Annotated in this window: 22 protein-coding genes; 14 read left to right on the top strand and 8 right to left on the bottom strand. The window is 40.3% G+C overall.

The window, feature by feature from the left end; translation table 11 throughout:
* The first annotated feature begins 7 nt into the window (after nt 1–7).
* The 4 genes from GKZ87_20300 to GKZ87_20285 all read left to right on the top strand — a co-directional run bounded on the left by GKZ87_20300 (nt 8) and on the right by GKZ87_20285 (nt 3,689).
* Nucleotides 8–1,093 (top strand): PucR family transcriptional regulator, encoded by a 1,086-nt coding sequence (locus tag GKZ87_20300; GenBank protein ID QSI27673.1) that lies wholly within the window; start codon nt 8–10, stop codon nt 1,091–1,093.
* A complete protein-coding gene (locus GKZ87_20295) occupies nt 1,090–1,557 on the top strand; it encodes a PTS mannose/fructose/sorbose transporter subunit IIB (protein QSI27672.1) in 468 nt (155 codons plus the stop codon). Before GKZ87_20300 ends, GKZ87_20295 begins: the two co-directional genes overlap by 4 nt.
* A 20-nt stretch (nt 1,558–1,577) precedes the next feature.
* A complete protein-coding gene (gene dapA, locus GKZ87_20290) occupies nt 1,578–2,465 on the top strand; it encodes a 4-hydroxy-tetrahydrodipicolinate synthase (GenBank protein ID QSI27671.1) in 888 nt (295 codons plus the stop codon).
* A gap of 447 nt (nt 2,466–2,912) precedes the next feature.
* Entirely contained in the window at nt 2,913–3,689 is a 777-nt protein-coding gene (locus GKZ87_20285; protein QSI27670.1) for an HAD-IIB family hydrolase, read from the top strand.
* Nucleotides 3,690–3,873: 184 nt separating this feature from the next.
* On the opposite strand, the gene GKZ87_20280 is transcribed toward GKZ87_20285, so the two are convergent.
* Together GKZ87_20280 and GKZ87_20275 are read right to left on the bottom strand one after the other, a co-directional pair.
* A complete protein-coding gene (locus GKZ87_20280; GenBank protein QSI27669.1) occupies nt 3,874–5,334 on the bottom strand; it encodes a sodium-dependent transporter in 1,461 nt (486 codons plus the stop codon).
* 1,105 nt (nt 5,335–6,439) lie between these two features.
* Entirely contained in the window at nt 6,440–7,306 is an 867-nt protein-coding gene (locus GKZ87_20275; GenBank protein ID QSI27668.1) for an aminoglycoside 6-adenylyltransferase, read from the bottom strand.
* 152 nt (nt 7,307–7,458) lie between these two features.
* Between GKZ87_20275 and GKZ87_20270 the strand changes: the two genes are divergently transcribed.
* Nucleotides 7,459–7,923 (top strand): S-ribosylhomocysteine lyase, encoded by a 465-nt coding sequence (locus tag GKZ87_20270; protein ID QSI27667.1) that lies wholly within the window; start codon nt 7,459–7,461, stop codon nt 7,921–7,923.
* Nucleotides 7,924–7,978: 55 nt separating this feature from the next.
* Nucleotides 7,979–9,349 carry an MATE family efflux transporter gene (locus tag GKZ87_20265; GenBank protein QSI27666.1) on the top strand — a complete coding sequence of 457 codons (1,371 nt, stop codon included), beginning with the start codon at nt 7,979–7,981 and terminating at the stop codon, nt 9,347–9,349.
* 592 nt (nt 9,350–9,941) lie between these two features.
* Here GKZ87_20265 and GKZ87_20260 read toward each other — a convergent pair.
* On the bottom strand, nt 9,942–10,499 hold the full coding sequence (locus GKZ87_20260; protein QSI27665.1) for a chromate transporter: 558 nt from the start codon (nt 10,497–10,499) through the stop codon (nt 9,942–9,944).
* Nucleotides 10,496–11,044 carry a chromate transporter gene (locus GKZ87_20255; GenBank protein ID QSI27664.1) on the bottom strand — a complete coding sequence of 183 codons (549 nt, stop codon included), beginning with the start codon at nt 11,042–11,044 and terminating at the stop codon, nt 10,496–10,498. The genes GKZ87_20260 and GKZ87_20255 overlap by 4 nt, the downstream gene beginning before the upstream one ends.
* 163 nt (nt 11,045–11,207) lie before the next feature.
* On the opposite strand from GKZ87_20255, the gene GKZ87_20250 reads away from it, so the two are divergent.
* The 5 genes from GKZ87_20250 (at nt 11,208) to GKZ87_20230 (ending at nt 15,810) form a co-directional block, all read left to right on the top strand.
* A complete protein-coding gene (locus GKZ87_20250) occupies nt 11,208–12,809 on the top strand; it encodes a gamma-glutamyltransferase (protein ID QSI27663.1) in 1,602 nt (533 codons plus the stop codon).
* A 25-nt stretch (nt 12,810–12,834) separates the two neighbouring features.
* Entirely contained in the window at nt 12,835–13,533 is a 699-nt protein-coding gene (locus GKZ87_20245) for a response regulator (GenBank protein QSI27662.1), read from the top strand.
* Between the two features lie 311 nt (nt 13,534–13,844).
* The gene (locus GKZ87_20240) at nt 13,845–15,107 is read left to right on the top strand and encodes a GHKL domain-containing protein (protein ID QSI27661.1); all 1,263 of its coding nucleotides are present in this window, start codon (nt 13,845–13,847) and stop codon (nt 15,105–15,107) included.
* An 18-nt stretch (nt 15,108–15,125) separates the two neighbouring features.
* Nucleotides 15,126–15,269, top strand: a complete 144-nt coding sequence (locus GKZ87_20235; GenBank protein QSI27660.1) for a hypothetical protein — start codon at nt 15,126–15,128, stop codon at nt 15,267–15,269.
* Complete coding sequence (locus GKZ87_20230; GenBank protein ID QSI27659.1) at nt 15,253–15,810, top strand: ABC transporter; 558 nt, start codon at nt 15,253–15,255, stop codon at nt 15,808–15,810. Before GKZ87_20235 ends, GKZ87_20230 begins: the two co-directional genes overlap by 17 nt.
* A gap of 606 nt (nt 15,811–16,416) precedes the next feature.
* Here the strand turns inward: GKZ87_20230 and GKZ87_20225 are convergent.
* A complete protein-coding gene (locus GKZ87_20225) occupies nt 16,417–16,782 on the bottom strand; it encodes a hypothetical protein (protein QSI27658.1) in 366 nt (121 codons plus the stop codon).
* 3 nt (nt 16,783–16,785) lie between these two features.
* Nucleotides 16,786–17,772, bottom strand: coding sequence for a gfo/Idh/MocA family oxidoreductase (locus GKZ87_20220; protein ID QSI27657.1), 987 nt, complete (start codon nt 17,770–17,772; stop codon nt 16,786–16,788).
* A gap of 700 nt (nt 17,773–18,472) precedes the next feature.
* Between GKZ87_20220 and GKZ87_20215 the strand changes: the two genes are divergently transcribed.
* From GKZ87_20215 to GKZ87_20205, 3 genes are all read left to right on the top strand, one after another.
* Nucleotides 18,473–18,862, top strand: a complete 390-nt coding sequence (locus GKZ87_20215; GenBank protein QSI27656.1) for an NUDIX domain-containing protein — start codon at nt 18,473–18,475, stop codon at nt 18,860–18,862.
* Nucleotides 18,859–20,037, top strand: coding sequence for a hypothetical protein (locus GKZ87_20210; protein ID QSI27655.1), 1,179 nt, complete (start codon nt 18,859–18,861; stop codon nt 20,035–20,037). The genes GKZ87_20215 and GKZ87_20210 overlap by 4 nt, the downstream gene beginning before the upstream one ends.
* A gap of 160 nt (nt 20,038–20,197) precedes the next feature.
* The gene (locus GKZ87_20205) at nt 20,198–21,427 is read left to right on the top strand and encodes an HD domain-containing protein (GenBank protein ID QSI27654.1); all 1,230 of its coding nucleotides are present in this window, start codon (nt 20,198–20,200) and stop codon (nt 21,425–21,427) included.
* A 479-nt stretch (nt 21,428–21,906) separates the two neighbouring features.
* Here the strand turns inward: GKZ87_20205 and GKZ87_20200 are convergent, their stop codons facing one another.
* Together GKZ87_20200 and GKZ87_20195 are read right to left on the bottom strand one after the other, a co-directional pair.
* Nucleotides 21,907–22,530, bottom strand: coding sequence for a flavodoxin (locus tag GKZ87_20200; GenBank protein QSI27653.1), 624 nt, complete (start codon nt 22,528–22,530; stop codon nt 21,907–21,909).
* Nucleotides 22,527–23,042, bottom strand: coding sequence for a flavodoxin family protein (locus GKZ87_20195; GenBank protein QSI27652.1), 516 nt, complete (start codon nt 23,040–23,042; stop codon nt 22,527–22,529). Before GKZ87_20195 ends, GKZ87_20200 begins: the two co-directional genes overlap by 4 nt.
* Between the last annotated feature and the right edge of the window lie 34 nt (nt 23,043–23,076).

Below are 23,076 nucleotides of genomic sequence, written 5' to 3'. Positions count from 1 at the left end.
AGATCATATGCTGATAGGTGAGGTTTTTGAGGAATTTATAAGTGTTGTTCAGGAGAATAACCGTTATACGATTGGTCTTGTGAATGATGATATGACAGTGACATTATGCAGTAATAAGGCAGAAATCGGACGGCAGATTGACGTAAACCGTCCAGATGAGCACAATTCTTTTTTTGAAGTACGTGTAAAGGGTCAGGATTTCGGCTTCTTATGGGTAAGCGGTAATGATGAAAACCTGCCAATGATCAGCAAGCTTCTGAATGAATCACTTACTGTGCGTCTCATGTATGAAATCAATCAGAAAACACTGAACCAGAAGGTCACGAAGGATGATGAGCTGGTAAAGTATATTCTGAATACGGATAACTTTGATATGAATCATGTGCTGAGCCTTCTGGATGAACTGGAAATAGATAAAAATAAACCAAGGGTGGCGATTTATGTGGTTCATAATGAAGGATTTAATACAAAGGATGTCATGCGCTTGAAAATGAAGCCGGACAGCAAGGAGATCATATATTCTCTATTAAACAGTAAGTGCCTGCTGATTTTTAAGGATTTGCCGGAAGCGTATCACAATACTGCCGATTTCAAACCGTTTATACGGGAATATATACGCAGCTTACGGGAATGGGAAATGATGGACTGCTATTACTTTGTCGGTTCCATTCAGAAAAAGCTGCGACAGTATGCCAACAGCTATCAAAACTGCTTGTGGCTGAAGAATCATGTAACATACGAGAAGGATGTTCCGGTGTTTTTCTCCGATTATCTGTATGACTATTTTCTGTCAAAGATTGCGGTGGATGATATACGGGATGTATTTGATTATTATAGGGAGTGCGGAAAGGGTATCGACGTTGATGAAATGGTGGATATCTGTGACAAGCTGTTTGTAAATGATTTCAATCTGACACAGGCAGCGGATGATCTGTTTCTGCATAAAAATACATTGATATATAAGCTGAAGAAATATGAGGAAGTTTTTCAGATAGATGTCCGGGGAAGTTTTCAGGGAAAGGTTCTCTTAATGCTGATATCCTATGCATTGAGAGAATATCAGAAACGAGTTCAAGTAGGTGATGAAGCATGAGTACAAAAATCAAACTTGCGCGGATAGACAAACGATTGCTGCATGCGACAGTTGCTTTGAACTGGAATCAGTTTATTGATGCAGATAATGTACTGATCGTCGATCCGGATTACGTAAATGATCCGTTTATCGCGGATGTCATGCAGCTTTGTCTTCCCAAAACCATGAAGGTTAAAATCTTCACGATCGAACAATTCCTCGCATATATCAATGAAGGCCGCAATATCAAGGCGATGGTTATTTTTCCGAATTTAAGCATTGCCTGTGATGCAGTAAAGGCCGGCTTCCGTACCAAGGAAATTCAGATGCCATATCCGGCAAGCCGTATGATGATCAAGAGCCTCTCGGATTATTTCAGTGAAGAAGATATAGAAAAGATCCGGTATATTCAGAGTCAGGGAATTCGTATGTTTTTTCAGACAGCGCCCTTTGACAATAAGGATTACTCGATCTTTAAAAAATAAAGAAAAGAGGACAAATAATCATGTTTGACGGAATTATAACTCCAATCATCACACCGTTTCACCGTGATGAGGAACAGAGTATCAATTATGAAGCAACAAAGCAGCTCATCGATCATTTGATCGCAAAGGGTGTAAAGGGAATCTTTATCCTGGGAAGCAATGGAGAGTTTCATGTAATCGATGAAGCAGAAAAAATAGAGTTCGCAGAAAAGGTGATTGCCATGGTAGACCACCGCGTCCCGGTATATGTGGGAACGGGGGCATGCAGTACCAGGGAAACCATACGTTTGTCCAAGAAAATGGAGGAGCTGGGTGCGGATGCATTAAGTGTGATCACACCGTATTTCCTGACACCGACAGAGGAAGAACTGGTACAGCATTTCACAGCGGTAGCGGAAAGTGTGAGTATACCGATTATACTGTATAACATACCAAAGGCAACAGGCTGTAATTTAAGTGCAGCGGTCGTAAGCCGTCTGGCAGAGGTAAAGAATATCCGTGGAATCAAGGACAGCAGCGGACAGGAAGAAAATCTGAAGGCATATGCAGAAATCGCAAAGCGTGATGATTTCGACTTACTGATTGGTTCGGATTCCAAGATCAGCTATGGTTATGCTCTGGGGGCAAGTGGAGCAGTGGCAGGAACCTCCAATGTAATCACCGAGGTATTGGTGGAGCTGGACAAGGCTCTGCGTAGTGGGGAACAGGAAAAAGCAGAGGCACTGCAGAAGGACATCGATGTATTGCGTGGTGTATTGAAGCTGGGAACTGTACCGGTTGTTATGAAGCGTGCAGCAGAGCTGGCAGGAATCACACAGGCAGGGCCGGCAAGAAAGCCGGTGCTGGAATGCAGTGCACAGGATGATGAAAAAATCAAAGAGATGCTGAAGCATTACGGACTGGTATAATACCATAGCCTGTATTTCTTATAAGCATTCGTAAATATATTCTAAAAATGCTGAATTATGTATGATAATCAGCATTTTTTATGTTGCAAATAGCTACACGAAGCACCGTGTAGTTTAGGCTGAGTTTAGTCAGTTAAAGTATGCAAAAGCATATGAAAAAAATACCTGCCATGTGTTTGGATTCTTCCTCAACTCTGGGTATATGGAAATCGCAAAATACAAAAGAATCGATGGTTTTTCATCCTTTTGTATCTCATATCCTTATGTACCTTAACGTGAGAGAGAATCTGTTTGTGGATTGTAGTGATTAGAAAACCCTAGATAGGAAGTAACCACTTTATGTAAACAACCGGGATAAGGTGATTAGCTTTATCAGGCTGATGAATATGTTTCCCTGTTTAAGGAAAGCCTCCTTTTTGGTTGACAGAAGAACACTTACCTCTTACAATGAAGCGGATGAAGGGATGTGAGATTATGAAGGCATTGGCAAGTGATTTTGATGGAACCTTGTATCTGCATAATGAAAAACATAATTACAGGGAAGGAGATATTGCAGGAATAAACCAGCTACAGGAAAATGGAGCCCTGTTTGGCTTATGTACCGGACGCCCTTTACAGGGAATTACAGCATTTCTCACAGAAAGAATTCAGCCTGATTTTTATATCGTAAGCAGTGGTGCTCTTATCCTGGATAAAAAACAGAATATATTATTTGAACGCTGCCTTTCTTTGGATACGGCAATCCAGCTAAGCAGTCTTGAGGAACAAATAGAAAGCATCGCCATACAGGCAGATGGAAAGATATATGCATATAAAAAAGCAAGAGCATTCACAGATATACCGGTAATACATGATATGAAGCAATTAAAGGATGCGAACATACACGGATTATCGTTTCGTATGGCAAGCGAGCAGGCGGCACAGGAATTATGCGAAAGGCTTAAACATCAGTTTTCAAATATATGCGCAGCCTTTCAAAACCAGAATTTTATCGATGTGGTTCCGGCTGGCTGCTCGAAAGGCAGTGCTCTTTTGAAATTGAAACATCTGCTGAAGCTGGAAACCTGCTTTGGCATCGGCGATTCCTATAATGATATTCCTATGCTGAAGGATGCGGATGTATCCTTTACCTTTCATTCCTCACCAAGGATTGTCCAAGAGGCCGCTGATCATATCGTACATGCGGTGGCAGAAGCAATTCAGTCCTATATTCTGTGTGAATAAGAAAAAGAAACGATAAGATGCGATGCTTATATAAAAATAGGTAAAGACCGCAGCAGAAAACAAAATGAAAGAAGAAGTAAAGCACCTAATATGATATTCATGGGAGCTTAACTTCTTCTCTTTTTTTATATGTAATATCGAAAGCGAGCAGGCTTCTCAGCCGTACCTGTCTGATTTCTTTATTCTATTTATTTTTAATTTTTTGCTTTCTCCATGCCTGTATAGGAACATATATTATCATGAACAGCAGAATAAGTGGAATCAGAATATTCCATGGCCTGGAGAATTTTTCGATATAGCCCTGGAAGAAGATATAAATAACAATGAGTGGCAATATGTAGGAAACATACAATCTCGCCCAGTTGGGAAACTTCAGTCCGGTACCGCTGTTTGCTTCTGCGGTAAAATTTTTCCATCCCCAGCCATAACGGAAGGTACAGAACAACAGATACATTAGAGAACCAAGCGGAAGCATATTGTTTGATACAATAAAGTCCTCCAGATCCTGTATCGTGGAGCCTGCCCCCAGCGGCTCGATAAAGGATAATAAATTAAAGCCGAATGCACATGGCAGTGACAATAGCAGAATCAAAATAAAATTAACACCTACAGCTTTTTTCCTTGACCAGCCGCTGTCCATCGCAAAAGCAACAATATTTTCAAAAACGGCAATAATCGTTGTCAGTGCCGCAAAGGACATGAACAGGAAAAACAGAAAGCCCCATAACCTTCCACCGGACATTGCATTAAACACATTGGGAAGTGTCACAAATACAAGCCCTGGCCCGCTATCAGCGGCAACATGAAAGGAAAAACAGGATGGGAAGATGATCAAGCCTGCAATAAAGGCAACAAAGGTGTCCAGGAGACAGACATTGACGCTTTCTCCAAGCAAAGAACGATCTTTTCCAATATAGCTACCAAAGATTGCAAGTGCGCCGATTCCCAGACTCAAGGTGAAGAACGCCTGTCCCATAGCAGCGAAAATTGCATCCCATAAACCGTTTGCCATCATCTTATGGAAGTCAGGAATTAAATAAAATTTCAATCCTTCTACAGCATCCGGTAATGTAACTGCACGAATCACAAGGACGATCATAACGATAAACAGGCATGACATCATATATTTGGACATCTTTTCCACACCGTTTTGCAGCCCCTTGCTACAGATAAAGAATCCAATCACAGTAATGGCAATCATCCAGAATAAATTTTGACCAGGGCTTGCCAGCATGTTGGAAAACGTTTCGCCAACCTGCTCTGCCTGCAATCCGTCAAAGGTTCCGGTAGCCATTTTTAAGCAATAGTTAAACATCCATCCGCCGACTGTTGTATAAAACATCATCAGAAGATAGTTGCCTCCCATACAAACATATTTAATGTAATGCCATTTTGTCCCCTTTGGTTCCAGAAGGTCAAATGATTTTGCGGCAGAACGCTGAGATGCGCGTCCTACAGAAAATTCCATGACCATGATTGGCAGTCCCAGCAGTACCAGGAATACCAGATAGAGCAGAACAAACGCCGCTCCTCCATATTGACCTGTTATGTATGGAAACCGCCATACATTACCAAGTCCCACAGCACAGCCGGCAGAGATTAGAATAAATCCTAAGCGGGATGATAGCTTTTCTCTTGATTTCATATACTTTACACACCTTTCCTGTACATTTTATAAGCTGACATAGGGAAAGTCAATGTAAAAATGAAAGGATTTTCATAAACCTGCAAAATTGATTTCTATATGTCGAAATAGAAAGGTATATCCTTTGTTCATGCACAAAACCGCGTACAGGTTATATCCTTACAAATTGTAAAAATGCTGGTATCGCACAGTTTTCGGCGTAGCTACATTTCTGTTATTGCGAAACAGTTTTTCATATCATTGCCGATGGAGAAAAGAGAATCAGATAGGTGGCGTATCTATGTATGGAAAATTTGCAGGAAGCTTTACGTATTGTTCATGAAAGCTTCATATTGCTTTCACATAAGGGGTGTAGAATACAGGTACAGACAAAGAAATGTCTGTTTGCTAATAGATGGCGACAGCTCTTGTTTCCTCGTCCTGATAATTGCTTTTTCATAACTGTTGCCTTTTCTCTTTCATGAGATCTCTGTCCTTTCCCACGGAGATCTTTTCTTTTTAATTCTGAGATTACGATTGTTTTATACTATTTTGCTGTCGTTTTTAGCTATCTTGTTGGTAAGATAACATTTTTTCATATTAAATTAACGAAAAAATGGTGTAATTATCAATTTTGTGTTATGATATAGATAAGCTATCATGGGGAGATGCTTAATATGTAATCGGGAGGGTGGGCATGACTGTAACAGATAACGAGATTTATAATATTATTATTGATATCATGGATATACAGAATGAACCTGAGAATATATTTGAACTGGATAACTGGATCCGGGAAATTGGTCTTCAGGAAGTATATAAAAAAATTATACAGATATATTCCATCAATCTTATGTGGGGATAATACTCATAAGAAATAAGTGCAAATAAAAACCGGAGAGAACACATATGAAGTAATCTCTGGTTTTTTTATTATATTCGCTCATGAAAAACATACAGTGTCTGATATTGAGTAGATAATGAAGGCAGATATGATACTATGGACATGAGCTTTCTTATAAGATTTCTATTCGTTTCCATGCCGCATATGCCATTTCTGTTTTTTAGATATGTGATGAGGCTAATTAAGACGATTATCATAAACATAAAAATTTAAAATTACAGGTTATACATAAATCTCTTTCGCATCCTCCGGTAGATGATAGACATCCTTTGCGTATTTCATACTGTTTACAGCTTCCTGCACATCATAAACCAGCTGAAGCTGTTTTCCAACAGTGGCTGCTGTTTCATGGAACAATGCATTCATATGAAATACACCTTGCCAGCAGCTATCCAGATCGGCAGTCATGTAGGTGCGTAAAAAAGACTCATACACACTATCCGGAAGTAAGTGTTCCATATACTTACCGGATTTCCCTGCGCTGATTTGAAAGTCATATGCAATACCGATCATCCATTCCAGTAAACGCTTCAGCATAGGTCTGAGTATGAAGTCTATGATATCCATTACATAGGGAAGCTCACGACGCTTCAATCCCTTTACGACATTGTTCACAGACCACCAGTATTCATTACAGGTACAATGAAACTGTTCCTGACTCGGTTTCTTTATCCAGAAGGTTTGAAAGGCTTCTTCTTTCGGCAAAGGTAGAATACCATCCTTATCTAACAGAATTTCATAGGCATCCATATGCTGCAAAGCGTATTCTGCTGTGCAGACATGCAAATCGATCCGGTTTCCGTCTGTGAACTGCATGAGCCATCCATAACAATTCTGCTTATCACTTGGATAATAAATACTATCCTCCGGATACTGCATATACAAACGTTCTCCAAATGTATCAATCCAGGAGGTATCCCTTTGAAAGGATGTTGTTTCCTTTACAACATAGACAACATCATAGTCCTGAAATATATCTTTTGGAATATCCGGAAACACACGGGAGCCTTCCAGATAGGCTGCCCGTATCCGTTCATCCTTTGCGGCTGTATCCAGCAACAGCCTTCTTATTTCTTTCTCTGTTCTCATTGTTATGCCTCCTTCCTATTGGTTACCAGGTTATTTCAATAAGGATATTGTATCATATTTTAGAATACAGGTGTGTATTTCAAATCAGTGGCTATTTAAACTGGACAGTCGAATTTTATGCCTTTATAATGATACATAGAGGTGAAGAAAACATGAAAAAGATTACAAGCTTTTGTATTGATCACGATATACTGGATAAAGGTATGTATGTTTCAAGAATAGATGGGGATATTATTACCTATGATTTACGCATGGTAAAGCCGAATTGCGGAACCTATCTGGATAATGACGGTCTGCATACCTTTGAACATCTGTTCGCAACCTATGTAAGAAATTCTAAGTGCAGTGATGCAGTGATTTATGCCGGGCCAATGGGCTGCCGGACAGGCTTCTATTTTCTGACAAGAGATTCCATATCCAGAGCACAGGCGGTTCAGCTGGTAAAGGATACGGTAGCATTCATTGCAGGGTTTGAAGGAGACATTCCAGGGGCACAGGAGTCTAAGGAATGCGGCAATTATCTGGAGCATGATCTTGCCAAGGCAAAGGCCTATGCACAGGATTATAGTCAGGTGATGAAGGACTGGAGCGAAGATCAGCTCGTTTATCCACAATAAAACAGTGGTTTCAGACTAAATCGTCTGAAGCCTTTCTTTTGAAAGAGGGTGACATATGAAAACACATATCAATTTGCTGGAGGGAAAGATTCTTCCTGCACTAAGTGCGTTGGCATTGCCGATTATGGCAACCAGCTTAATTCAGATGGCTTATAATCTGATCGATATGATTTGGATTGGAAAAATAGGTGCAAGTGCAGTGGCATCAGTCGGCGCAGCCGGTATGTTCATGTGGCTGTCAAATGGCTTGGCAACACTGGCAAAGATGGGCGGACAGATCAAGGTTGGCCATGCGCTGGGAGCACAGAAGAAAGAGGAAGCGGCATCCTATGCGCAAAGCTCCATGCAGATGGGGATTGTATTTGCTGTTTTCTTTGGAATTCTTTCCGTGGTATTTGCGGACGGGATGATAGGCTTCTTTCAGCTGAACAGTACACAGGTCATACAGGATGCAAAGCTGTATCTGATGATTACCTGCGGTCTGGTCATATTTTCATTTATGAATCAGATTTTTACCGGCATATTAACAGCGATGGGAAATAGCAGAACATCCTTCATTGCGACGGGCATTGGACTGGTGCTAAACATCGTACTGGATCCGCTCTTTATTTTTGGTTTTGGATTTATCCCTGCAATGGGTGTTGCCGGTGCTGCGATTGCGACCGTTCTTGCACAGCTGGTGGTCATGCTGCTGTTTCTGTATACGATAGTGAAGGAGCCTGTACTGTTTTGTGATGTTCATATGCTGCAGGCACCTGATATCACGCATACAAAAGAGATTTTTCAGATTGGTCTTCCATCGGCAGTGCAGAGTATGCTGTTTTCCGGTATTTCAATGGTAATTGCAAGACTGATCGCCGGCTGGGGAGATGCTGCTGTGGCAGTTCAGAAGGTGGGGTCGCAAATTGAATCTATATCCTGGATGACTGCAGAAGGCTATGCGGCTGCTTTGAACAGCTTTGTAGCACAGAATTACGGTGCCAAAAACACTGGTAGAATACGGGAGGGGTATCGGCTTTCCATGATTGTCATGCTGTCATGGGGTGTGTTCTGTTCTCTTGTTCTGATTGCATTTCCACAGGTGATCTTTCAGGTGTTTATTCAGGAGACGGAGGTATTGCCTCTGGGGATTGATTATCTTCGAATTCTTGGTGTTTCACAGCTGTTTATGTGTATGGAGATCACGACAGCAGGCGCATTCAGCGGGCTTGGGAAAACGCTGCCTCCATCCATTGTGAGCATCACATTGACCGGCGCACGAATACCGATGGCGATGCTGCTGGGGAAATGGATGGGGTTAAATGGTATCTGGTGGGCAATTACAATCAGTTCGATTTGGAAAGGTATCGTATTGCTGATATGGTTCCTAAGAGATATGAAGCTAACTTGTTCAAAAAGACAAACAGAGGGAACAGAAGTAGCATAAATAAGACTTTATCTTCAAAAAATAATAAATATTTATGATTTTATGTACATAAAAATAAAGTGCAATATGATTTTATGAACATAAAATAATAGAAGGATTGGTATTTGCTTGTGACTGTAGCAGGACACTAATGATTTGAATAAGTTTATAATAGCTGAAGGGCAGCGGTATGGTTTCATTAGCGAAGAAAATTATTATAGTGGATTTCGATTGATTTTATGATAAGAATTTATTTGCTAATGCATTACTGACAGATTAAGAATGATAATGAAAACAATATATAACATTCATTACTATGCAAAAAAAGGAATTTCATAAAATGGTTCTTTCCCACTTTAAGGTACAAGGAGAGTAGGAAATACAAAAGGATTGATAAACTTTGATTTTTGTGTTTCACGATTCTCATATACCTAAAGACAAGAAAGGATACATAAAATGGGATTCCTTTTCTTTTATACTATTTATTATCGTTTTTAATGCCTATAATTTACTACCTCACATATAAATCCTTATATCAGCATGCTTCTAATATCACTATTCTCAATTTATAGAAACAGAAATTGCTTTAACATGATATAAGGTCTTCATATTCCTATAGCTGAAACAGTATACCAACAGCGGCTGAAGCTGCAATGCATACAATCGGATGCCATTTCCGCTTATTCGATAAATAGAAAATCACAACGAACAACAGAATACACGGCCACTTGACCATTTCCATAAAATTTTTGCTATCCTGAAATAAAGCAGCGATGAAAATCGTTATACCTGCAGAGGCAATCAGAGCAGTAACTGCAGGACGGATACCATAGAAAACAGATTTTACCAGCTCACTATCCTTAAATTTTTTCAGAAACTGCGCAACAATACAAATGACAATGATACTTGGCGCAATAAGCCCAAGCGTCGCCACAATGCCTCCCATAACACCGTTGATATGATATCCGGTATATGTAGCCATATTGATCCCGATTGCACCCGGCGTTGATTCGCTTACCGCTATCATATCAGTCAGCATATCCGCAGTAAACCAGTGGTATTTATTCATCATTTCCGTAAGAAACGGTATGGTAGCCAATCCACCACCAAGAGCAAACAGTCCGGTTTTGAAAAATTCATAAAAGGCAAGCAGTAGCAGCTCCAGATTCATTCCTTCACCTCCCTGCGGCGCAGTGCACAAACGACAACACCAAGCAATGCAGCAATGATAACGACAAGAACGGTTGATACACTTGTAAAGGTGATTGCCGCAAGAACAACAGCAAACAACACAATCCCGAATGCATCCTTAATACCACTTTTCCAAAGCTTAACAACAGCATTCAGTACAAGCACACAAACCGCTACCCGGATTCCTGCCAGTGCATGCTGGACAACAGCAAGTGAGGAATACGTTGTCAGTACGGATGCAATCAACAGAATGATAACGATGCTTGGCGTTACAACACCCAGCGTCGCCACAATGGCGCCCAGAATGCCTTTCTCATAAAAACCGATAAATGTTGCCGTATTCACCATGATGATACCCGGAGTGCACTGTGCAACTGCATAGTAATCCATGATTTCCTCTTCTGTAGCCCAATGCTTTTTATCCACAATTTCCTTCTGTATCAGAGGCAGCATGGCGTAGCCTCCACCAAAGGTAAAGGCTCCTATCCGCATAAAAACAGAAAACAGGTCCCAGTAAATTTTCATAAATACCCTCATTTCCATATAAAGAATACCCATATTATACAAAAAACAAACATAAATACAAGAAGTGCAGGAGATTTTCCCTTGATAATGGAAATATTTCCCTGGATGTGGGATTGTAAGAGTTTTCCATACACTATATAATAATATATATGGAGGTTAACCTATGTTTAATATATATCATCAGCCTTATGCCAGAGGCCGTTATCCGGTGGTAGCCGCTAACGGAATCGTGGCTACAGGAAATAACCTTGCGGCCGCAGCAGGACTACAGATTATGAGAGAGGGTGGCAATGCCATTGATGCCGCAATAGCGACAGCCGCTACCCTTACCGTTGTAGAGCCTACTGCAAATGGGATTGGCTCGGATGCCTTTGCGATTGTCTGGCACAAGGACACCATGTACGGTCTGAACAGCTCCGGCTGTGCACCTATGGAAATTTCAATCGAAAAGCTGAAGGAGCAGGGAATTAAGGAAATGCCTAAGCATGGATGGACGCCGGTAACCGTACCGGGAGCACCCAAGGCCTGGGCGGAATTAAGCAGACGCTTCGGTAAGCTGCCCTTTGCACAGGTACTCGCACCTGCTATCACCTATGCCAATGATGGCTATCCTATAACACCGGAGCTTGCCAGAATGTGGAGAATGGCAGTTAGAAGCTATGCAGATAAAAAGGATGATCCGGTGTTTGCGCAATGGTTTCAGACCTTTACCTTTGATGGTAATGCACCTGAAGTCGGACAGCTGGTAAAGCTGCCTGATCATGCGGAAACATTAAAGAAAATTGCAGAAACACATGCGACTGCACTGTATGAAGGAGAGCTTGCACAGCGCATAGAGGAAGACAGTATTGCACATGGCGGTTATCTGAGAAAAAAGGATTTGCAGCAGCATAAGGCGATATGGGTGGACCCTGTTTCTGTACACTATCACGGCTATGACGTCTGGGAACTGCCACCTAATGGACAGGGGATCGTTGCATTGATGGCTTTAAATATATTGAAGGAATTTCAATTTACCCAGCGTGATGAGGAAATGTTTCATCATCAGTTTGAAGCAATAAAAATGGCCTTTGCAGATGGCCTTCACTATATTACGGATACTGCATACATGAAAACAGAAGTGCAAAGCCTGTTACAGGCGGACTATGGCAGACAGCGTGCACAGGAAATTGCAGCTTTCGCCAAACAGCCTGCAGTCCACATGCCACCAAAAAGCGGTACTGTGTATTTATGTACAGCGGACAATGAAGGAAATATGGTATCCTTTATACAAAGCAATTATATGGGCTTTGGCAGCGGTGTTGTGGTTAAAGATACTGGGATTGCTCTGCAAAACCGCGGACATGATTTCTCACTGGATCCAGGCCATGTCAATGCACTTGCTCCGGGAAAACGTACCTATCATACCATCATTCCAGGATTTCTCACAAAGGATGGCCAGGCAGTAGGGCCATTTGGTGTCATGGGTGGTTATATGCAGCCACAGGGCCATGTACAGGTGGTTATGAATATGATTGATTTTCATCTAAATCCGCAGCAGGCACTGGATGCACCACGGTGGCAATGGGTAAAGGATAAAGCGTTTCTTGTAGAGGACAGCTTTGATTCCAATATAGCAAGAAAGCTTCAGGAACGCGGTCACCGTATCCAGCTAGAACTGGAGCCTTCCGGATTCGGGCGCGGACAGATTATTGTGCGATTGGCGAATGGAGCACTGATGGCCGGAAGCGAATCAAGAACAGACAGCAGCATTGCCTGCTGGTAATGGGAAAAAAGACAGGGGATTATATATGCAGAACGTTTACCATATAGCATTACTGGATGATGAACCATGTTATACAGATATAATACGTGAGAAAATAGAAGCGTTCGGATTAGAAGAACAGCTTTTCATTGATACCTATAATACTGTACATGACTTTTTGAGAAGTAAACATATTTATGACATACTTTTGCTGGATATCGAAATGCCGGGTATGGATGGGATTCATCTTGCTAAGTATATCTCCAATGAGCGTACACTGGTGATTTATGTTACCAATTATGCAGACCGTATGGAGGATGCGTTTGGAATTAACGTATTTCGATATGTTCTCAAATCCAAAATTGATGATAAGCTGAAGAAAACACTGCAGGATGCCTTTGAGTTTTTACAGGAAAATGCTGATTTCAAGATTCGTACGGATGGCGGCTATGAGATGCTTGCACAAAAGGATATCATTTATATGGAATATTTTGCAAAGGATATTTATGCATATACAAAGGATCGGGAATATATTTTCCGTCTATATTCCATGGAACGGATGATGAATGCATTAAATAATCGCTTCGTGCAGATCAATCGTTCCAATATCGTGAATATTGAATATGTACGTTCTGTCAGGGGCTTTGAATTACAGCTAAAGGACTGTGATAAGATGCTGAAAATCAGCAGACGGCGTAAAAACGTAATTATGGACGCTTTATTTCAAATGACGGAAAAATTATAATGCCGTCATTTTTTAGAAAATAATTTTAGGACGTTATAAGGTGCTTCCTTATTCCAACAGCCCAAATTTTTGAATTTATTATAAGACTGAAGGATGTTTAGATACTTTGAGTGTAGAATAAACTGACCGTTAAATACATAAAAAAAACCATTCATGTATTTATTATACCGGAAAACCGTTATATTGTAGTATAATATCGGTAGGAAGGGGGAAGGAAAAGGAACCTCGATTCAGGGAAATAGAAAATTTAAATTTTACATGACATCATGTGGGCCTTCTTATATAATGATTATGCAGGAAAGAGTGATGTTATGAATGAATTTATGGAGTATGTGTATTGTTTGATGTATGTTGGTGGTATTACCTATTCAATAAAACGTGTGAACAGTAATGTGAGATGGAATGCAAGAGCTGTTAGTATGATGCTTGTGTATAGTCTTATAAACATGATTTTAACGAATAGCATCGATGTTTCAAACATAATCTTTATGCTTGCAAATATGTTTTCGATTATTCCGGATTATTTATATGTGAGTGCTTTGTGTAAAAAGTTTAAGCTTCTTAATTTATTTTATTTAATGTTTTATACAATATGCTTTATCACATTTACTGATATTTTTATGAATGTGCATATTCACTTATTCAACGGATCATTTGATGCGACCTTCGTACCGGGAATGCTTCGTTTTATATCCATCGTATTCGCAAATGGCTGTGCTATGCTTGCCTTTCAAATACCGGTTTATCTATATCGGAAGTTCTTTGTGGTTCTTACAAAAAAACAGCTGATACCTTTTGTTTTTCTACAGATTTTTTCCATGATTGTGCTTATCATGTACATGAGAGAGCTGGAAGCTTATCCAAAGGATATTACAATATTCCTTGTATTCCTTTTGCTGGTTGTTCAGACATTTACCGTAGATTTTATCTTTGTCCGGTTCTGGCAGCTTGCTCAGGAAAAGAGTGAGATTGAGCTTACAGAGCTATCAAGAAACATCCAGAATCAGTATATGCATGATTTGCGGGAGGAACAGGAAAAAAACAGAGAGCTGCGGCATGATATGAGAAATCATATTGAGATACTGGAGAGTATTCATCAGGATCATGATTATCTGATTTATCTGGATCGTGTAAGAAAGGATGTAGATGAGCTGGGACAGCATATTAAGACAGGGAACATGTTTCTGGATGCATGCTTGAATACGAAAATAAATTCCAATGGAGATATACATTTTGAAGTCAGTGCATTTGTGAATGATGAGATGGGAATTGATGATAAGGATATGTGCGCTCTTGTATTCAATTTATTGGATAATGCCATAGATGCCGCAAGATCGAGTAAGGAAAAGCAAATATACATAAAGCTGATGATGCACAACGATTCCCTGATTATTGAGGTTACCAATTCGACTGCACAAGCACCGGATTTCCATTCCAAAAAAGGCGAGGATCACGGATATGGTATAAAAATCATTGAGCGTATTGCCGCAAAATACGATGGTATGGTGAAATACGATTATGATGAACAAAACGGTACCGTTAGTGCACACTGTCTGTTGCCTCTTCCAAAATAAGAAAGGGTGGTATAACTTATGAAATTTGAAATTAAGAGAAAGCTGATTAACTATGCATTAAAAAATGCAGCCAACACATCTATGATAGGGCATTATACGCCAAAACCTTTTACCTATAAAAAGGAATCTGTGAAATCACAGAAATATGGAAACAATAAGTAAAAGGCTTAGCATTTTTCTTGCGCGGCGCGGTTTGATTGCGGAGGAAGAGATTGATGTTATCCGTTATGCTCTGGAACTTATTCTAATACAGACAGTACAAATCGTCAGCACGCTTGTACTGGGATACTTCCTGCAGTTTTTTTGGGAAACGGTTTTGTACCTTTGTATGCTGCTGTTTCTGAAACGCTATACAGGTGGTTATCATGCAAAAACGTATTGGCACTGTTATCTGATAACAATGATGATCTATCTGCTTGTTCTGTTGTGTATAGAGTATCTCGACATCTACAGTCTGTTAATTTTTCTTCCGGTTGGACTTGGTATTTTTATTTATTTTGGGCCATGCCTGAAATATACAACCATGCTGGAACGGAAAAAGCAGCAGGTACATTTGAAGCTTTCTCTGGCGCTGTGTCTCGCTTTGCTGATACTGTTTCTGGGTATGCATGAATTTCGCTATACCATAGAAATAGCAGCCATTCTGTTTTTTACCGCAGTGATGATGCTGCCGGTATTCTGGAAGCACTCAAATATAGTGTAGTGTAATGAAAAGCCCTGGTTTACTTCTCGTGTGAGTGAACCAGGGTTTTTACTATTATGTCCTTTTTCCGTGCTTTAAAGCTGTAAAGCATATACATGAATTAAAGATGCTCCATTGATAATTAACACTCTATATTCAATTAAAGCTATAGGTTTTGTTGAATCCTAATGAGCCCTTTAGAAGAAGTTTGACTTAACCTTCATTCTCTACACTTGGTAAGATGAAGGTAATACCTTTGCTACTGTAATCTATCCATATATTCTCAATAAGTATCATATGTAATGGTAGTAAAGCAGAGGAAGCATAAAAAAGATGGATTTCTGATGCAAATATCCCTAAATTGTCATATCCTTGATATTGTTTTCAATCTGCATCTCATGCTCGAGCACCACGATTCGCTCATTGATTCTGACTTTAAAATATAGTGAAATTGTAATGCTACAGGGTCTTAGTGATCAGAATCTCTCAGTTATCCATATCGCGATTTTTAAGGCTTACTGAGCTTCTATAATGAAATACCTATTGCTAATGCTGGACAAAACAGATACTGATTTTCGTGATAAGCATGAATTATTACAAGAACATTCGCTATATATACTGCCGGCGCTATAAATGAATCCCATACTGCACGGTAATAAATTCAAGGTCATTATACAGCTCCTGCCGTGTATAACCGCCATCCAGCAGTTCTGCTTCTGTTAGAGCGTTTAACTGATCAAAGGCGGTAAGTGCAACCTTTAGATATTCCATGCTGCCTGTTGCGAAATTTTCCTGAAGATATTGGACTGCTTCTTTGTACTTCTTTTCCTTCAAAAGCATCTGTATGTTGTTGTAATACGTTTTAACATCCTCATCCGTAAGCTCTTCCTCTATCCGTATTTCACTTTTTTCACGATGCAGAAGAACTTTGCCAAGCATATCCGTCATACCTTCAATCTGTCGCATGATCCAATCGTTTTCAAATACACTCATGAGTTATTTCCTATCAGCTGGAAACAGTATTCCCGCATCCCTTCTTGCTTCTTCATATACCTCCATAACGGTTCTTGAATATGCAAGCAGCTGTAAGCAGCGCTCATAATCATCTATTTTGAATATGTCCCGGAAATCCTGCAGCTCATAATATAGTGCTATGTCATTCTGCTGGATAGAAGGATGCTCCGGCTTTTCTTTACCAATTTGAATCGTATAATCTGCGCATTTACTAGTTTCAGAGCGCATCGTAATAAATCCCTTTTCTCCCTGAATCTGCGTAATGCATTCACTTCTGGTATCCTTACAACCTACGCACACAGCCTGAAACCCATCGTATTCCAGCACAGCAACACCACTTGTATCAATTCCATTAGTATGCTTATTTGCATAATAATGGATTCCTGTTGGTTTTCCGAATAGACCGATTACATAATGCAGATTATAAATATTGATATCGGATAAAGCACCGCCGGAAAATTCCGGATTGAATACATTCGGTGTTTCTCCAGCTAAAAATTTATCATATCGGCTGGAATATTGAGAGAAATTGCACTGCACCATGCGAATTGTTCCCAGGCGTGGCAGCTGCTTTCTGATATTCAGATAATTTGGCATATGAGCTGTAACGATAGCTTCAAATAGGTACAAATGATGTTCCTTTGCCGTATCTACAAGAATATCAAATTCGTCTACTGTTGAAGTAAACGGCTTTTCACAGATTACATGCTTTCCTGCCTGCAATGCTTTTAAGGAATGCTTAAAATGCAGACTGTTTGGCGATGCCACATATACGAAATTTATATCCTCATCCTGCAGCATTTCATCCAGGTCGGTATAAATTTTATCAATTCCGTATTTATCAGCGAGTGGTTTCGCAGAATCCTTTTTCCTTGAATACATGGCTACACAGCTGATGCCGCTGCTTTCCTGAACAGCTGTTAAAAACCAGTCTACAATAAAGCCTGTTCCTATGGTTGCTACTTTCATGATAATTCCTCCATTCTTATATTAAATATAGCACATATGCTGACCTGTGAACAGGGAAACAGAATGGTTCAGTATGAAAAATGAAATCTTAAAAAACTGTTTGTTTTCATGAATTGCTATCTATGGTTTTTCCTGTATAATGAAATTGAATGATGATCAAATAAAAAGATTTTTATCCCTTTACCAGTTCTTTCTCGATTCTGATATATGAGAATATGAAATAAATAATCGATGTTTATCAATCCTTTTTAACTCCGGTGCTTCCCTTGTTCCTTAAAGTGAAAATCAACCACTTTACTCAACAGTCTTTTCTTCTATATCCCGAAGAATGCGGCATAATCAATGAGAGAAGCACTGACATAGGAGGATACAGATAAGATACATTATATTATCGTAAAGGAAGATATGCAGACTACATTGAAGTGAAATTTTCATCTTGATATATGGATGAAGTAAGCTGAAGCAATTACCAGTCTTTGCGAAAAGGCAAGGATTGAGATAGTCTGTTACACAGGGAAAAGCCTGGCTTTGTATCACTTTGTTGATATAAAGCTGTGCCGTTAGAGAAAAGGATAGGAGAACGACATTTCTTCTGGAATTCTGAAAGCCGGTAATATTTAGAAAATGCCTCAATCAGGACGATGCTAAACAGAAGGATAATTATATAAGTAAAGGGCTTTATAGATGGGAGGTAAGAGCCATGAGAACTATTGATATTGTATGCTCCATTATTTGTATTGACCATCACCTGCTGATCGCAAAACGCGGAGCAGGCGTACATGAAAATATCTGGGAATTTCCAGGTGGCAAGGTGGAGCCGGGGGAAACACGGGAACAAGCTGTCATTCGTGAAGTTATGGAGGAGCTGGAGCTATGCGTGGAAATTGAACAATACCTTACAACGATTTGTGACCACAGAGAGGATTGCACACTGAAGGTACATGCCTATCTTTGCAAATACATACGTGGTGACATTCGTCTGCATGCACATCATGAATTTGCACTCATTTCACCGCATGAGCTTTATAAGTACAAATTTGAAGCAGCGGATAAGCCGATTCTGGATATGCTTCAGGGGGTCAGCTTATGATGTGGGGATTCTTCATTGTACTGCTGACGCTGTTAACAATCATAGCAGTACCGATTGCATCAATGTCTGCGTTTATGCTGGTTTGGTCAACTGCACACAGATATATTTCTCCTGTTTTCATTTTAACTGTGCTTATGGTGTTTGTCTATCTCTGGAGTATGGTAATAACAAAGTACAGGCATCATCGCTGGCTGAAAAGGAAGATGCAGCTTCTGATAATCCTTCCGGTAGTTTTGGGAATTTGTATAATCGGAGGCACCTTTGCATATGATGCGTGGCGGAACCGGTTTGAGATTATGTACAGTGAGGTTCGTTTGTTTGATTATGAGCCGTTTCACAGCGATAAGCTTGCAGTGCTTAATAAAAAAAGCACCTTTTCCATGGAAGAACCACTGTTAAGGCTGGATGGCGCAACGGCATTGTATCCGGTATATGCTTCCTTTGTCCAGGCAGTTTATCCAAAGGAGAGCTATGAAGATAATAGCGCAGAGATGGTACAATGCTCCACAACGCCGTATGCATATGACAATCTCTTAAATGGGAATGCTGATCTCATTTTTGCGGCAGCTCCCAGCAAAAAGCAAAAGGAAATGTTTGAAAAAGCAGAAAAAGAGCTTGTTATGGTTCCGATTGGTATGGAGGCTTTTGTGTTTTTTGTGAATTCTGAAAATTCTGTTACTTCACTGACTACTGAGCAGATTCAGGCTATTTACAGTGGTGAAATCACAAATTGGATGGAGGTTGGCGGTGAAAATCGAAGCATCCGTGCCTTTCAGCGTCCGGAGGGAAGCGGATCACAGTCAGCACTGCTTCGTTTTATGGATGGGAAGGAATTGATGCCACCTTTGAAAAAGGATGTGGCAAGCGGCATGGGGGATGTTGTTACAGAGGTTGCAGAATACGAGAACAGAGATAATGCGATCGGATATTCCTTCCGCTATTATACGCAGGAGATGGTGAAAAATAAAGGAATCCGACTTTTGAAGGTCGATGGTATCGAGCCAAGTGTTGAGAATATACGCACGGATACATATCCGATCAGCAGTCCATTTTATGCAATTTATGTGAAAGGTAATACAAATAAGAATCTGGAGCCGTTCCTGCATTGGATACAATCAAGTGAGGGAAAAGAGCTGATTGAGAAAACCGGCTATGTAGCAGGCTCATCGTATTAAAGAAGAAGGTCAAAGAAAGATACTGATTATCTTTATATTCTAAAATAACTCATCCGTAATCTATACAGGACATCTCGTTAAACCTGTATAAATTCCATAATTTGTTATAATTACACACTCCTTTATAGTATAATGGAACTAGAAAAGAGGGTGAGAGATTATGCTTAAAACTAATGAAACCAAGGTTCTGCGTGATCCAATTCATGGATATATCCATGTGGATCTTCAGGTAATATGGGATTGTATCAATGCAAAGGAAATGCAGCGGTTAAGGCGGATTCATCAGCTGGGTGGAGATTTCCAGGTATATCATACAGCAGAGCATTCACGGTTCTCTCACTCTCTGGGCGTTTATGAAATCGTACGGCGTATGGTTCATGAAATTGACCAGCTGAATGAGGTATTAAGCGATTATGAGAAGGCAGTGGCTATGCTTGCAGGACTGCTTCACGATATTGGACATGGCCCCTTCTCGCATGCCTTTGAAGGAATCAGCTCCTATAAGCATGAGGAGTATACGGTGAAGATCATCCTGGAGGATAGTGAAATTCACCAGATTCTGCAGGCATGTGATGCTCGACTGCCGGAAGATGTGGCGAGTATTATTCAATATCGTCATCCTAAGGAATGTATGAATCAACTGGTAAGCGGCCAACTAGATGCAGATCGTATGGATTATCTATTACGGGATGCGTATTTCACGGGAACAAGCTATGGGAAATTCGATTTGGAACGCATTCTGCGAACGATACGTGTGAAGAACGGAAAAATTGTTGTGAAGGCGAGTGGGATTCATAGTGTGGAAGATTACATTATGGCCCGCTATCATATGTACTGGCAGGTATATCTGCATCCGGTGGCACGAAGCTATGAGGCATTGATTACTCTGTTGTTTCGAAGAATGAAGGAGGTTTATGCTCTGCATCCGGAATATCTTTCTGATATGAAAATGTTTTATCCGTTTCTATGCAATAAAGATGCCGGAATCGAAGCATTATACCGGCTGGATGAGGCAGCGGCTCTGTATGGCTTCTCTGAGCTGGTTTCTTGCAAAGATGAAATTCTGCGCGATATTTCCTATCGTCTATTGAACAGAAGGCTGTTTGAATATGTGACCTTGAAGCAGCCAGAGGATTTAGAACGTATTCGTCTGCATGTTTGTTTACTTGGCTATGACCCTGACTATTATGTTTATCAGGATGTTGTCTCCCAAAAGCCGTATTCACCTTATAAGAGCAATGAGAGCGGTCATAATATTTGGGTTTTGGAGGAAACCGGAAAGGTAAAAGAGCTTTCAAAGGCAAGCGATATCGTTCGCGCACTTACAAGAGCTGATTTAAAGGAAGAATCTAAAATTTATTTTCCTGAAGAAAAGCTGAATGTTAAATAAACCGCCATGCTCGTAACATGACGGTTTTTATCTGGGCTTCGTGAGCGGTTTTTACTATTGCACAATTCATTTTGCACGTTTTCGTTTATCAGCGCTTAAAATGAAACTGCCGTCACCCTGTATATAACAATAAGCATGAATACTGGTATATTATTTTGATTTAGGAACGTAATCATTCGCTTTTGATAATGAAAGGCTTATTTAACGTATTACAGAACAGGCAGGCTTTGCATGCTTCCGGCAGTACATTTGATTTCCTTTTCTCAAGGTGTTCGTTAACATGAAGGAGGATACTGCCTATACAATATCATATGGAAAAGATAGAAATACAGGATGTCTGAAATACTCACTGCATAGCATAGCCAGTAAACAAGACCAGGAAAGAATTCAGTGAATGATAGCCAATATACATTACCATGTAAGGATATTCATGCTATTAAATTACAACTTCGCTCTCTAATGTATTGTACAAATCGTCATCAGCGTCGGGGATATATATCTTCGGGATCAAATCCTCTCTTTTTAAGCTGCTGATTCCAGGAATGATGTGCCATGAGGATATAAAATCTGCGAGGAAATGCAGGCTGTACAAAGCAGTTTTCTATGGACAGATTTTTCTGCAGGGCATCCTTCATGCGTATAAGTGCCTTTGATACAGGAGCTTTTGGGCCATGCTTCCATGACATAGATTGTATCTCATTCAGCATAGGGCCGCCACCGATTCCAATACCGCCCCTGTACTGTACATTGGATCTTCTGCTCCAGTTTTCCACAATTTTCAAAGCATGCTGGCATTGTTTGCCCTCAAAAAAGCCGCAATTAACAATTACATAAAGGTTTAACGCTGAAGCATGTGTTTCTCTATACGCTTCCCATTGTATAAGGAAGGCAAGCAAATGAGAGGGTAGAGCATCAAAGTAGAGTGGAAATGATAAAATGACAGTATCACAGTCCTCTAGCTTTTCCAGTGTCTGTGTGCTGTTGGTGGCTGCCGCACTGTAGATTATCGGTGTTTCAAAATCTTGCAGAAAAAGCTGTTTTGCGAGCATGATACTGCAGCTGTTCTCCTGTTTTAAGGAGCCTGATAATATGCCGTATTTCATACTTGGATACCTTCTTCCATTGTCCGCAAAAGGGTGAGTGCTTCCTGCTCATTCATACAGTGATAGCACTGAATATCCCGGCATCCCATATTGATTCCATTCGCCTGTGCGAGTGCGGATAAATCAGTCTGCTCCTGTGCACTGGCAGGGCCATATGCAATGACGATGAGCTGAAGGCGTCTGTTGGGAAATAATACATGATGCATTTCTTGGTTACGGATTGTGAAATAGGGCTGTACATAGGAGAGGGACCGGTCTATGGCACATTTTACAAGCGGACTGTAGGAGCCATACTGATTATGTGTCAGAATATAAAGCGTTTCGCTATCTTTCATGATGCGGGTGAAGTCTGTAATTGCGTCTTGATATATGCATGAACCAGGAGTTTTCAACCAACAGGAAAAGCATCCGACACAGGGCTTCCCGTTCTGTAAAACTACTGGATCAAATACGTGCAGACTGTGCTTCTGTGATGTTATAGTCAGGGGAATATCAGATAATATAGTTTTCATATGGATTCCTTTCTCAATGAAGTTAACACCGTTT

Source organism: Erysipelotrichaceae bacterium 66202529 (assembly GCA_017161075.1).
In the GTDB taxonomy this organism is placed as follows: domain Bacteria; phylum Bacillota_I; class Bacilli_A; order Erysipelotrichales; family Erysipelotrichaceae; genus Clostridium_AQ.
This window is presented reverse-complemented; position numbering and strand designations above follow the sequence as displayed.

What these genes read in the sequence shown, in the direction of transcription:
- GKZ87_20220 (QSI27657.1), bottom strand. Translation starts at nt 17,772, where the DNA reads ATGAAAGTAGCAACCATAGGAACAGGCTTTATTGTAGACTGGTTTTTA.
- dapA (QSI27671.1), top strand. Translation starts at nt 1,578, where the DNA reads ATGTTTGACGGAATTATAACTCCAATCATCACACCGTTTCACCGTGAT.
- GKZ87_20245 (QSI27662.1), top strand. Translation starts at nt 12,835, where the DNA reads ATGCAGAACGTTTACCATATAGCATTACTGGATGATGAACCATGTTAT.
- GKZ87_20270 (QSI27667.1), top strand. Translation starts at nt 7,459, where the DNA reads ATGAAAAAGATTACAAGCTTTTGTATTGATCACGATATACTGGATAAA.
- GKZ87_20230 (QSI27659.1), top strand. Translation starts at nt 15,253, where the DNA reads ATGGAAACAATAAGTAAAAGGCTTAGCATTTTTCTTGCGCGGCGCGGT.
- GKZ87_20260 (QSI27665.1), bottom strand. Translation starts at nt 10,499, where the DNA reads ATGAATCTGGAGCTGCTACTGCTTGCCTTTTATGAATTTTTCAAAACC.
- GKZ87_20295 (QSI27672.1), top strand. Translation starts at nt 1,090, where the DNA reads ATGAGTACAAAAATCAAACTTGCGCGGATAGACAAACGATTGCTGCAT.
- GKZ87_20240 (QSI27661.1), top strand. Translation starts at nt 13,845, where the DNA reads ATGAATGAATTTATGGAGTATGTGTATTGTTTGATGTATGTTGGTGGT.
- GKZ87_20275 (QSI27668.1), bottom strand. Translation starts at nt 7,306, where the DNA reads ATGAGAACAGAGAAAGAAATAAGAAGGCTGTTGCTGGATACAGCCGCA.
- GKZ87_20215 (QSI27656.1), top strand. Translation starts at nt 18,473, where the DNA reads ATGAGAACTATTGATATTGTATGCTCCATTATTTGTATTGACCATCAC.
- GKZ87_20195 (QSI27652.1), bottom strand. Translation starts at nt 23,042, where the DNA reads ATGAAAACTATATTATCTGATATTCCCCTGACTATAACATCACAGAAG.
- GKZ87_20255 (QSI27664.1), bottom strand. Translation starts at nt 11,044, where the DNA reads ATGAAAATTTACTGGGACCTGTTTTCTGTTTTTATGCGGATAGGAGCC.
- GKZ87_20200 (QSI27653.1), bottom strand. Translation starts at nt 22,530, where the DNA reads ATGAAATACGGCATATTATCAGGCTCCTTAAAACAGGAGAACAGCTGC.
- GKZ87_20235 (QSI27660.1), top strand. Translation starts at nt 15,126, where the DNA reads ATGAAATTTGAAATTAAGAGAAAGCTGATTAACTATGCATTAAAAAAT.
- GKZ87_20205 (QSI27654.1), top strand. Translation starts at nt 20,198, where the DNA reads ATGCTTAAAACTAATGAAACCAAGGTTCTGCGTGATCCAATTCATGGA.
- GKZ87_20225 (QSI27658.1), bottom strand. Translation starts at nt 16,782, where the DNA reads ATGAGTGTATTTGAAAACGATTGGATCATGCGACAGATTGAAGGTATG.
- GKZ87_20250 (QSI27663.1), top strand. Translation starts at nt 11,208, where the DNA reads ATGTTTAATATATATCATCAGCCTTATGCCAGAGGCCGTTATCCGGTG.
- GKZ87_20300 (QSI27673.1), top strand. Translation starts at nt 8, where the DNA reads ATGCTGATAGGTGAGGTTTTTGAGGAATTTATAAGTGTTGTTCAGGAG.
- GKZ87_20265 (QSI27666.1), top strand. Translation starts at nt 7,979, where the DNA reads ATGAAAACACATATCAATTTGCTGGAGGGAAAGATTCTTCCTGCACTA.
- GKZ87_20280 (QSI27669.1), bottom strand. Translation starts at nt 5,334, where the DNA reads ATGAAATCAAGAGAAAAGCTATCATCCCGCTTAGGATTTATTCTAATC.
- GKZ87_20285 (QSI27670.1), top strand. Translation starts at nt 2,913, where the DNA reads ATGAAGCGGATGAAGGGATGTGAGATTATGAAGGCATTGGCAAGTGAT.
- GKZ87_20210 (QSI27655.1), top strand. Translation starts at nt 18,859, where the DNA reads ATGATGTGGGGATTCTTCATTGTACTGCTGACGCTGTTAACAATCATA.